Source organism: uncultured Thermomonas sp., from assembly GCF_937872235.1.
GTDB classification, from domain to species: Bacteria; Pseudomonadota; Gammaproteobacteria; order Xanthomonadales; family Xanthomonadaceae; genus Thermomonas; species Thermomonas beijingensis.
The window spans coordinates 23,926-35,001 of sequence record NZ_CALMPC010000020.1; the positions used below are offsets into that span (position 1 = coordinate 23,926).

General features: G+C 64.2%; 12 protein-coding genes and 1 riboswitch. Of the genes, 4 read left to right on the plus strand and 8 right to left on the minus strand.

What is annotated here, in order from left to right:
- Window positions 1-27 precede the first annotated feature (27 nt).
- From QWB57_RS02045 to QWB57_RS02055, 3 genes are read left to right on the plus strand one after another with little or no spacing between them, the layout of a single operon-like run.
- A complete protein-coding gene (locus tag QWB57_RS02045) occupies window positions 28-1,371 on the plus strand; it encodes a penicillin-binding protein activator (protein WP_223625811.1) in 1,344 nt (447 codons plus the stop codon).
- Entirely contained in the window at window positions 1,298-1,744 is a 447-nt protein-coding gene (locus tag QWB57_RS02050; RefSeq protein WP_288968119.1) for a YraN family protein, read from the plus strand. Before QWB57_RS02045 ends, QWB57_RS02050 begins: the two co-directional genes overlap by 74 nt.
- Window positions 1,744-3,141 carry an FAD-linked oxidase C-terminal domain-containing protein gene (locus QWB57_RS02055; protein WP_288968130.1) on the plus strand — a complete coding sequence of 466 codons (1,398 nt, stop codon included), beginning with the start codon at window positions 1,744-1,746 and terminating at the stop codon, window positions 3,139-3,141. Before QWB57_RS02050 ends, QWB57_RS02055 begins: the two co-directional genes overlap by 1 nt.
- On the opposite strand, the gene thiL is transcribed toward QWB57_RS02055, so the two are convergent.
- From thiL to QWB57_RS02080, 5 genes are read right to left on the minus strand one after another with little or no spacing between them, the layout of a single operon-like run.
- Entirely contained in the window at window positions 3,126-4,058 is a 933-nt protein-coding gene (thiL, locus tag QWB57_RS02060) for a thiamine-phosphate kinase (protein WP_288968120.1), read from the minus strand. The genes QWB57_RS02055 and thiL overlap by 16 nt on opposite strands.
- A 23-nt stretch (window positions 4,059-4,081) precedes the next feature.
- Window positions 4,082-4,540 (minus strand): transcription antitermination factor NusB, encoded by a 459-nt coding sequence (nusB, locus tag QWB57_RS02065; RefSeq protein WP_223625803.1) that lies wholly within the window; start codon window positions 4,538-4,540, stop codon window positions 4,082-4,084.
- Complete coding sequence (gene ribH, locus QWB57_RS02070; RefSeq protein ID WP_223625799.1) at window positions 4,537-5,013, minus strand: 6,7-dimethyl-8-ribityllumazine synthase; 477 nt, start codon at window positions 5,011-5,013, stop codon at window positions 4,537-4,539. Before ribH ends, nusB begins: the two co-directional genes overlap by 4 nt.
- 30 nt (window positions 5,014-5,043) lie before the next feature.
- Window positions 5,044-6,150 carry a 3,4-dihydroxy-2-butanone-4-phosphate synthase gene (gene ribB, locus QWB57_RS02075; RefSeq protein WP_288968121.1) on the minus strand — a complete coding sequence of 369 codons (1,107 nt, stop codon included), beginning with the start codon at window positions 6,148-6,150 and terminating at the stop codon, window positions 5,044-5,046.
- Complete coding sequence (locus QWB57_RS02080; RefSeq protein ID WP_223625792.1) at window positions 6,147-6,749, minus strand: riboflavin synthase; 603 nt, start codon at window positions 6,747-6,749, stop codon at window positions 6,147-6,149. Before QWB57_RS02080 ends, ribB begins: the two co-directional genes overlap by 4 nt.
- A gap of 71 nt (window positions 6,750-6,820) precedes the next feature.
- Window positions 6,821-6,973, minus strand: a riboswitch (FMN riboswitch).
- 87 nt (window positions 6,974-7,060) lie between these two features.
- Here QWB57_RS02080 and QWB57_RS02085 point away from each other — a divergent pair.
- Window positions 7,061-8,257 carry a hypothetical protein gene (locus tag QWB57_RS02085; RefSeq protein ID WP_288968123.1) on the plus strand — a complete coding sequence of 399 codons (1,197 nt, stop codon included), beginning with the start codon at window positions 7,061-7,063 and terminating at the stop codon, window positions 8,255-8,257.
- A gap of 6 nt (window positions 8,258-8,263) precedes the next feature.
- On the opposite strand, the gene ribD is transcribed toward QWB57_RS02085, so the two are convergent.
- The 3 genes from ribD to glyA all read right to left on the minus strand — a co-directional run.
- Window positions 8,264-9,373, minus strand: coding sequence for a bifunctional diaminohydroxyphosphoribosylaminopyrimidine deaminase/5-amino-6-(5-phosphoribosylamino)uracil reductase RibD (gene ribD, locus QWB57_RS02090; protein WP_288968125.1), 1,110 nt, complete (start codon window positions 9,371-9,373; stop codon window positions 8,264-8,266).
- Complete coding sequence (gene nrdR, locus QWB57_RS02095) at window positions 9,370-9,888, minus strand: transcriptional regulator NrdR (RefSeq protein ID WP_223625783.1); 519 nt, start codon at window positions 9,886-9,888, stop codon at window positions 9,370-9,372. Before nrdR ends, ribD begins: the two co-directional genes overlap by 4 nt.
- 3 nt (window positions 9,889-9,891) lie before the next feature.
- A partial coding sequence (gene glyA / locus QWB57_RS02100) for a serine hydroxymethyltransferase (RefSeq protein WP_288968127.1) occupies window positions 9,892-11,076 on the minus strand: 1,185 nt, incomplete at its 5' end.

The following is an 11,076-nucleotide window of genomic DNA, read 5'->3' on the forward strand; positions in this document are numbered from 1 at the left end:
CCCCAACGCGCCCCCAAGCCTGTGGCCATGATGCGTCCTCTATTGCTTGTCTTGTTGTTGGTGTTGGCCGGTTGCGCAAGTGCGCCGCCGAAAGCGCCTCCACCACCCGCCTTCGCCGCTGCCACGCTGCAAGCGCAGGCCTTGGCCGCCGGCCACGCCAGCTTGACGGGGAAGGCCAAGCGCGACAACAACGAGGCGATCGAACAATTGCTGGCGCAATTGGACGATGCCACCTTGGCCCGGGATGCCGCCAAATTGCCGGCGGGCGATCCGCTGTACACCTTTGCCGGGCGCGTGCTGCTGCGGCGCGGCTTGCCGTTGCCGCATCCATTCGAACGTGGTGGCACGTCGTTTGGCCAGGCCAATCGTCCTGCCGCCGATAACGATGGCTACCGCCCGCCGCTGAAGGTGGCGGTGCTATTGCCGCTGTCCGGCAATCAGGCCGCCGTGGCGGACGCCGTGCGCGATGGCTATTTGGCCGGCTATTACGGCGAATCCCGGCGTCGCCCAAGCCTGCGCTTCTACGACACCGCTGCGGGTGTGAAAGCGGCGCTGGCGCGCGCCGCGACCGATGGCAATGACGCTGCCGTGGGCCCGTTGGGGCGCGACGAGGTGGATGCCGTATTTGCCGATGAGCCGCCGCTGCCACTGCTGGCGCTCAATCGCGGCACGCACGCACCGGCAGCCGGCAGCGCCGCGTTTTCGCTGTCGCCCGAAGATGAGGGCATCAGCTTGGCGCAGGCCTTGATCGAGCGTGGCAGCCAGCACGTGTTGCTGATTGCCGGCAATGAAGATTCGCAGCGGCGTACCCGTGACGCCGCCAAGGCGCAACTGGAACGCCGTGGCGTCAAGGTAATCGCCAGTCTTGGCTACAGCGCGCAGATGAGCGATGCACTGGCGCAACTGGCGCAAACCCACGCACCGGATGCGGTGCTGCTGGTGCTGAAAGGCCCGCAGGCGCGCAGCGCGATCCCGCAGTTGGCGCTGGCCAATCTGCTGCAATTGCCGCGCTATGCCAGCTCGCAAATCACCTCGGGCACCGGCAAGCCGGCCGACGATATGGCGCTGGATGGCACCATCTTCCCCACCGAACCGTGGTTGATCCGCAACGTGCAAGGCCTGCCTTCGCAAGCCAGCGTGGCCAGCCAGGTGGATACGGCCAAAGGCCCGGCCGCACGCTTGTTTGCGTTTGGCGTGGATGCGTGGCGGCTCACCGCCTATCTGGAGCACCTTGCGCAGCAACCCAATGCCAGCATTCGCGGCGCCACCGGGCAACTGAGCCTGGACGGCTTTGGCAATGTGCTGCGGCGGCCGGCGTGGTCGCGCTTTTCGGGTGGCATTGCCGTGCCATTGGCTGACGGTGCCCGCTGAGTCGCTTGATCGACGTGCGCGGGGCGATGCGGTGGAAACCGCAGCGCTGCAGCACCTGCAAGCCCACGGGCTGCAACTGCTGGCGCGCAATGCGCAAAGCCGCGGCGGTGAACTGGATTTGGTGATGCGCGATGCCGGCAGCGTGGTGTTTGTGGAAGTACGCTACCGCGCCAGCGCCGGGTTCGGCGGCAGTGCGATGTCGGTGGATGCCAGCAAGCGGCGCAAACTGGTACACGCCGCGCAGCTGTGGTTGTTGCGACATCCACAACACGCCAATGCCCCCTGCCGGTTCGATGTGGTCGCCGCCAGCGGCGACCCGGCCGCACCACAACTGGACTGGTTGCGCGATGCGTTTCGCGCCGATGAGTGTTGATACCGATGCCGCTGCCTGCCGCTTTTATCGTTGAACTCTCTGCCCTGCTGGGCGACGGCTGGCGCGTGGATCCCGCCACCCGTGAAGCGCATGCCAGCGATGATTCGCGTGGCCATCAACCGCCCGAAGCGGTCGCCTTGCCGAGTACCCGCGAACAGGTGCAAGCCATTGTGCGTGCGTGTCGTGCGCACCACATCCCCATCGTGGCGCGGGGTGCGGGTACCGCCACCACCGGCGCTGCGGTGCCGGTCAGCGGCGGGATTGCGCTGTCGTTTTCACGCATGAATCGCATTCTCGACATCCGCCCCGAAGATCGCTGCGTGGTGGTGGAACCGGGTGTGCGCAATGGCGATCTGCAAGCTGCACTGCACGCGCACGGCGTGTTCTGGCCGCCGGATCCGTCCAGTTTCGAAAGCTGCACCGTGGGTGGCAACCTGGCCACCAATGCCGGTGGCCCACGCGCGGTGAAATACGGTGCCACCCGCGACAACGTGTTGGGCGTGGTCGCCGTCACCGGTGCGGGCGAACTGATCCGCGCTGGCGGCGCATACACCAAGTGTTCGTCGGGCTATGACCTCACGCATCTGTTGATTGGCAGCGAAGGCACGCTGGCCTTGATCGTGGAAGCCACGCTGAAACTTGTACCACACCCACACGCGCAGGCCGGCTTGCGTGCGTTCTATCGCGATGCCAGCGCGGCGGCCGCCGCCGTCTCGCGGCTGATGGCGCAGCCGGTGCAACCGGCCATGCTGGAATTCATGGACAAGCGCAGCCTTGCACTGCTGCGCCACAACGGCAGCGCGGTGCCCGATGCCGGCGCGATGTTGCTGATCGAGGCCGATGGCAGTGTCGATGGATTGCCCGACACCCTTGCCGCACTCGGCGCGGCCGCGGAAGGCGATGGCTTGATCGACATGGATGTGGCACAGGACGGCATCGCCCGCGACACACTCTGGGCGGCGCGGCGTGCACTGTCACCTGCGCTGCGCACGATTGCACCGGGCAAACTCAATGAAGATGTGGTGGTGCCGGTCTCGCGCATCCCCGATCTGGTGGCCGGCGTGGAGCAGCTGTCCGCAGACTACGCCCTGCCCATCGTCTGCTTCGGCCATGCCGGCAATGGCAACTTGCACGTCAACATCCTGTACCACCCGGACGATCCCGGCGAGACCGCACGCGCCAACAACGCATTGCCGGAAATTTTCAAGCTGGCGCTTTCGCTGGGCGGTGCGTTGTCTGGCGAGCACGGGATTGGTCTGTCCAAACGCGATTTCATGCCGCAGGCATTCGATACCGCCACCTTGGCCACGATGCAGGCGATCAAACACGCACTGGACCCGGATGGCATTTTGAATCCGGGGAAAGTGTTGCCGGATGAAGTTCAAGCGAAGTGCTGATAACCCGCTGCCGCCACGTCCACACCCTCACAACACACGCCTGCACCCGTCACGATGTCACCGATGTGGGTGAGCGGCAAATTCAACGCCTGCGACAGCGCATGAAGCACATCCCGCTGCGCGGCCGGCGCGGTAAAGCACAGTTCGTAATCGTCACCGCCGCTGGCTTGCAGGGCCAAGCGTGTCGCGGTATCAAACGCTTGACGCAATGCCTCACTCGACGGCAATGCCTGTGCATCGAGCTGCGCAGCCACGCCACTGGCGCGGCAGATGTGTGACAGATCAGCCAACAGGCCATCGGAAATATCAATGCAACTGCTGGCAACACCGCGCAGTGCACGGCCCAATGCCACCCGCGGGGTAGGCCGGTCGAGGCGGTCGCGCAGCGTCGGCGGCATCACGCCCCCTTGCTGCCATTGCCGCAGTGCGCCGGCAGCATCACCCAGCGTGCCGCTGACCCAAATTGCATCGCCTACTTGCGCACCCGCACGCCGCAACGCGCTGTCGGGCTCGATCAAACCGTGTGCCGTGACGGAAATCGACAGCGGGCCGCGTGTGGTGTCGCCACCGATCAAGGCGACGTCATGTTGCTGCGCCAAGCTCAAAAAACCATCGGAAAACCCGTCGATAAAGTCTTCACTTGCTTCGGGCAACGACAATGACAGCGTGCACCAGGCAGGGTCCGCGCCCATTGCCGCGAGGTCGGACAGGCTCACTGCCAGCGCCTTCCAGCCGATGTCGGCCGGCGCCGTTTCCGGGGGGAAATGCACGCCGGCGTTGAGGGTGTCCATGGTCACCGCCAGCTGCATGCCGGGCGGCGGCGCCAGCAGCGCACAGTCATCGCCAATGCCCAACACCACGTCACCGCGCAGAGCGGCGCGCGCCCGGATGCGGGCGATCAGATCGAACTCATGCATGACCGGCGCTGCGGCAAGCGTGCTTATTTCCTGACTTCCACACCGCGCAGCGCCACCGCGGCCTTGTCCAGCACGCCGTTGACGTAGGTGTGGCCGTGTTCGGAGCCGAAGCGCTTGGTGGAGTCGATGGCTTCGTTGATGACCACGCGATACGGCACATCCGGGCGATGGCTCAGCTCATAGGCGGCGATGCGCAGCGCCGCGCGCTCGATCGCGTCCACCTCGTCGATGCCGCGATCCAGATGCGGCGCCAACACCGTATCCAACGCATCGACATGGCGCAGTACGCCACGCACGAGGTCTTCGAAGTACTCCAGATCGGCCACTTCATGCGCTTGCTCGTGCGCGAATTGGGCGATCAAGCCGCGCTCGTCGGCGTGGTTGATTTGCCACGCATAAATGGCTTGCAGTGCACGTCGACGCGAACGCGAACGGGCCACGGGGTCGATCCCATCGGGACGGCGATGATGCTGTTTGTTCATGCTTGCTCCTGCAACTTGCGGCGCAAATCAGCCATTTCGATGGCGACCAATGCGCATTCTTCGCCTTTATTGCCATGACTGCCGCCGGCACGCGCCAACGCGTCTTCAAATGTTTCGACCGCCAGCACGCCGTTCAACACCGGTACGCCGTATTCCAATGCCACCTGCATCAAGCCGTTGGATGCGCCATCGGCCACTTGTTGGTAATGGCGGGTATCCCCGCGCACCACGCAGCCCAAGGCCACGATGGCGACGTGCCTGTCGGCCTGCGCCAGCGTGCGGGCGATCACCGGCAATTCCCATGCGCCCGGCACCCGCACCACATCCACCTGCGCTTCGGCCACGCCATTGGCAACCAACGTCTGGCGCGCCGAATCCACCAGCGCATCGGTGATGCGCGGGTTCCAGCGACTGGCGATGATTGCGAAGCGTGCGTTGGGATGAACGCGCAGGTCGCCTTCGAAATGCGGCATGGCAGGCATGGGGTTGGGCGGTTGCGCAGTTTACCGCGCCGGCAGCGCCACGTATTCCACCACCTCCAGCCCGTAGCCGGCCAAACCAATTTGTCGGCGTGGGGTGCCCAGCACGCGCAGGTGGCGTGCGCCCAGATCGGCCAGGATTTGCGCACCGGCACCGTTGCGCCGCCATTGCGCCAACGCGCCGGCTTTCGAGGCCGCCGCTGCCGGTTGCTGGCGCATGCGCGCCAAGGTGGCCTCGGCCTCCGGCGCATCCCCCAACAGCACCAGCACACCGCGTTCGCTGGCCGCCAGCAGCGCCAGCACATCGCCGGTCAGCGGGCCAAAATCATCGCGCCGCCAATGCAGTGCATCGGCCAACGGATTTTGCAGTTGCACCCGTACCAGCACCGGCTCGGTTCCCGCCACCTCGCCGCGCACCAGCGCGTAATGCAACCCGCGACTGAGACGGTCACGGTAGGTGTGCAAGGTGAAACTGCCGTGGTCGGTGTCAATACTACGGCTGTCGATGCGCTCCACCGTGTGCTCGGTTTCCAGCCGATAGCGGATCAGGGCTTCGATCGAGCCAATCTTCAGGCCATGTTCGCGCGCAAACACTTCCAACTGCGGGCGGCGCGCCATGCTGCCATCGGGATTGAGGATTTCCACCAACACGCCGGCCGGCTCGAATCCGGCCAGCAGCGCCAGATCCGCCGTGGCTTCGGTATGCCCGGCGCGACTCAGCACCCCGCCCGGCTGCGCCATCAGCGGGAAGATGTGGCCGGGCTGACTGAGATCGGCGGGCTTGGCATCGGGCCGCACCGCAGTGCGCACCGTATGCGCACGGTCGTACGCGCTGATGCCGGTGGTCACGCCTTCGGCCGCCTCGATGCTGACCGTGAAGTTGGTGTGGTGCGGCGAGGTGTTGTCGCGCACCATCGGGTTCAGCCCCAGCTGGGCGCAGCGCTCGCGGGTCAGCGACAAACACACCAGCCCGCGTGCGTGGGTCACCATGAAATTGATGTCGGAGGGCTTGACCAACTCGGCGGCCATGATCAGGTCGCCTTCGTTCTCGCGGTCTTCGTCGTCCACCACCACGATCATGCGGCCGGCACGCAGTTCGTCCAGCAATTCCGGGATGCTTGCAAAGCTCATGTCCAATCCTTTGTCGCGTTTAGGCGCTCCACATAACGCGCCAACAAATCCACTTCGATATTCACCTGCGTGCCCACTTGCAGCGCATGAAATGCCGTGTGTGCCACGGTGTGCGGGATCAACGCGACATCAAACCCGGTGTCATCCACCACATTCACCGTCAAGCTCACGCCATCCACGCACACCGAGCCCTTGTGCGCGATATAGCGCAGCAGCGGCCTAGCCAACGCGAAGCGCCAACGCACCGCACGCGCATCGTCCCAGCACTGCACGGCGGTGGCCAGCCCGTCCACATGACCGCTGACCAAATGCCCACCCAAGCGGTCGGTGGGCCGCATGGCGCGTTCCAGATTCACCGGCGTACCGATCGTCATTTGGCCCAGCGTGGTCAGCGCCAGGGTTTCATTCGAGGCATCGATTGCAAACGAAGCGGCATCGAATTCGACCACCGTCAGGCAACAGCCATTGACCGCAATGCTTTCGCCCAGTTGCACATCGGCAAACGGCAGGCTCCCAACGTCAATGGTCATGCGTGCATCACCGCCACGCGGCTCGCGTGCGGCCAAGCGGCCCACGCCTTCGATCAAACCGGTAAACACGCCATCGTTCTCCCAAAAAACCCATCACCTCGGGACGAACGGAAACACGCACATCCCATTCGGACGTGTGCGGCCGTCTTCTTGCATCCGGACTATGACCGTCGGCCCCGGCATTTGACCGGGTCTGCTGACCTTGCGACAACGCCGCAAGCGCTCGCGGGCTTGTATCGTCATTGCCGATACCTACCGCCGGTGGGGACTTGCACCCCGCCCTGAAGACCTGTTGCTGGTTTGTTCAAAACCAGCCGCTGCATTTTATCATGCAGCCATCCACATGCCCGGTTGCGCGCAGCCGCGATTCAGGAGAGCTCATGTCCACATCCCTGCAACCACGCCCTTGCGCCGCACTGCTCGGCGGCCTGCTGCTTGTCGCCTTGGGCAACACACATGCCACCGATGGGGAGCAGGTCTATACCGGCACCTTGGGCAAACAGACCATCGTGATGGGGCTCACGTTAAGCGATGAAGATGCACCGGCGCGGTATTTTTACCAGCGCCATCATCTGGATATCCCGCTGTTTGCAGGCAAGCTTGGCAAGACCCATCTGGAGCTGGTTGAAGGTGTGGATGAAAGCGCGCCACGCCCCGTCATCACCTTGGATCGTCAAGCCAATGGCAGCTGGCAGGGCATCTGGCGCGGCACGGATGGCAAGACGTTGCCGCTGTCATTGCATCCGGCAACACCAACGCCACCGGCAAGCGATGCCGTGCCATACCTGCACAAGCTCTATCGTGATGACCCCTATGGCTACCTGCGGCTGGCCGATTTGAAGTTGCAAGCAGGCCGCAAGCAAACCGTCATGGGGTATCACTTGCAGTGGTGGCAGCAACCTGCAGCCAAGCTGGCGATGTTCGAGATCACGGATGGCTACCCCGAGGCCGAACGTCAGCGCATCAATGCCATTCTGCGGAATCGTCTGTGGCAGGAAACCGACGCTTACTTTGAATGCATGGGGTCAGCGCGCGGCACAGACCTTGCCGACTTCGAACAAACCGTCACCCCGGAATTATTCACACCGCACCTGATCAGCGTGACGGTGCATACCGACTATTACTGCGGCGGCGCGCATCCGGATTTTGGCACTGCCGGCATCAATCTGGATGCGCATACAGGCCAGCCCATCGCGCTGGAAGATTTGCTGTGGTTGGGCAAGGGCAAGCCGCTGCACGTGATCGGGCTGGCGGATGACCCTGCACAAACGCCCAATGCCCAGGCCAACGATGCGCTAGCGGCGTATCAGGAAAAAACCCTGGCCCCGTGGCTGTTGGCGCAATTCAATCGCTTGTATCCAACATTGATGCAGCCGACGGACAGCGAAGACGAATGCAATTACAACGATGTCGAGTTCTGGCAGTACGGCAATTGGCATCTGACCCCTGCCGGTGTGTTTTTCGGGCCGTCCTTCCCGCGCGCGGCACGCGCCTGCGAGGCCAGCGATGATTGGTCGATCGTGCCATGGGCCTTGGTGCGCAAACATCCGGGGCCGCTGGGGAATGCGATTCCCTGAGCCGGACTAAGCAGCCTCCACCGGCGCCGGCAGCGGCCGCAGCAACAGCCGAAAATCATCGCCCACCACCGCGCTGTCGATGCGTTGCAGTTTCAGGCGCTGCGTCATTGCATCGATATGCAGACCATCAAACAGTGGGCGTGCCCGTTCGCCCAGCAGCACCGGAGCAACATAGAGCAGCACTTCATCGACCAAACCGGCTGATAAAAACGCACCAGCCAACGTGGCACCGGCTTCCAACTGCACTTCATTGATGCCACGTGCGGCCAGCAGGCGCAGCACCGCATCCAGATCGAAACGCGTGCCTTGTGCCGGCACGGCCGCGTGCTCAAACGCCACGCCACGTGGCAGCTTGGCATCCGGTGCGTGGATATACAGCGTGGGTGCAGCCCCTTCGCGCACATGCCCACGCGCCACGGTGGCCAGCCCCGGATCCAGCACCACGCGCAGGGGCGGCACGACGTCGATGCCGTCGTCCAAGCGCACGGTCAAATGCGGGTCGTCAGCCAATACCGTGCCGGCGCCCGTCAGCAGTGCACCACTGCGCGCACGCCAGCGCTGCACATCGTGGCGCGAAGCTTCACCGCTGATCCATTTCGAATCACCGGACGCCATCGCGGTACGGCCATCCAAACTGGTGGCCAACTTCACCCGCAGCCACGGCCGGCCACGTTCGATACGGGCAAGGAAGCCGCGATTGAGCTCGCGTGCCTGCGCTTCCATCAGCCCGGATTCCACCGTGATACCGGCCGCACGCAGCGCATCAAAACCAGCCCCATCCACCTGCGGGAACGGGTCCCGCATCGCTGCCACCACACGGCCGACGCCGGCGGCGATCAAGGCGTCTGCACACGGCGGCGTGCTGCCGTGATGTGCGCAGGGCTCCAGCGTTACGTATGCCGTTGCACCGCGCGCTTGCGCGCCTGCCGCTTGCAGCGCGAACACCTCGGCATGTGGCCCGCCTTTGCGCTGGTGCCAGCCTTCGCCAACCACAGCGTCACCCTGCGCAAGCACGCAGCCCACCATCGGGTTGGGCCGCGTGGTGTAGAGGCCACGTTCGGCCAAGCGCAGCGCGTGCGCCATCAACGCGTGATCGGTGGCGGAAAAAGCACTCATCGTTTTTTTCCTTTCCCGCCGTCGGCGACCCCACCCAGCAAGGGCAATTGCCCCTCACCCGGCAATTCGCGCTCCAGTCGGTCAAGCTCTTCGCGGAAATCGGCCACGTCTTCGAAGCTGCGGTACACCGAGGCAAACCGCACATAACCCACATGATCGAGCTTGCGCAGTTCATCCATCACAAAGCCGCCAACCCGGCGCGATTCGATTTCGCGCTCGGCGGTCATGCGCAGTTGATGCACCACTGCGCGCACCGCCGCCTCAATTTTCTCTTCCGATACCGCCCGCTTTTGCAGCGCACGGTCAAACCCCACCCGCAGCTTGCGCGCATCGAAGGCTTCGCGCCGACCATCGGATTTGATGATGGCCGGCAATTTCAACTCGATCATTTCCAAAGTGGAAAAACGCTCGCCACAGGCCTCGCAACCGCGCCTGCGGCGAATCGTCGCGCCGTCTTCGGACACCCGCGAATCAATCACGCGGGTATCACTGTGCTGGCAGAACGGGCAGTGCAAGGCTTAGCCGTACACCGGGAACTGCTTGCACTGCAGTTCAACATTGCCACGCACGCCGGCGATGACGTTGTCGTCGCCGGGGTTGTCCAGCACATCGCAGATCCACTCGGCCAGCGCCACGCAATCGGCTTCCTTGTAGCCACGGGTGGTGACCGCCGGCGTGCCGATGCGCAGGCCGGAGGTGACGAAGGGCTTGCGCGGATCGTTCGGCACCGAGTTCTTGTTGACGGTGATATGCGCCTTGCCCAGCGCTTCTTCCGCCTGCTTGCCGGACACGTCCTTGCCGATCATGTCGACCAGCATCAGGTGGTTCTGCGTACCACCGGACACGATCTTGTAGCCGCGCGCAATGATCACCTTCGCCATCGCCTGCGCGTTCTTCACCACCTGCTGCTGGTAGTCCTTGAACGCCGGCTCCAGCGCTTCCTTGAACGCCACGGCCTTGGCGGCGATCACGTGCATCAGCGGACCGCCCTGGATGCCGGGGAACACGATGGACTGCAGCTTCTTCTCGATGTCCTCGGCGGCATCGCCCATCGCTGCACGGCTGGCGACGATGATCCCGCCACGCGGGCCACGCAGGGTCTTGTGGGTGGTGGAAGTCACCACATGCGCATGCGGCACCGGGCTGGGGTACACGCCCGCCGCAATCAAGCCAGCCACGTGCGCCATGTCCACGAACAGATACGCGCCCACCTTGTCGGCAATCGCACGGAAGCGCGCCCAATCCACCACCTGCGAGTAGGCGGAGAAGCCCGCCACCACCATCTTCGGTTTGTGTTCCAGCGCCAGCCGTTCCACTTCGTCGTAATCAATCAAACCCTGTTCGTTCACGCCGTACTGCACCGCGTTGAACAGCTTGCCGGAGGCGTTGACCTTGGCGCCGTGGGTCAGGTGGCCGCCGTGCGCCAGCGACATGCCGAGGATGGTGTCGCCCGGCTGCAGCAGCGCGAAGTACACTGCCTGGTTCGCCTGCGAGCCGGAATGCGGCTGCACGTTCGCATAGTCGGCGCCGAACAGCTGCTTGCAGCGGTCGATGGCCAGCTGCTCGGCGATGTCGACGTATTCGCAGCCGCCGTAGTAACGCTTGCCCGGATACCCCTCGGCGTACTTGTTGGTCATCTGGCTGCCCTGCGCTTCCATCACCCGCGGGCTGGCGTAGTTCTCGGAGGCGATCAGCTCGACGTG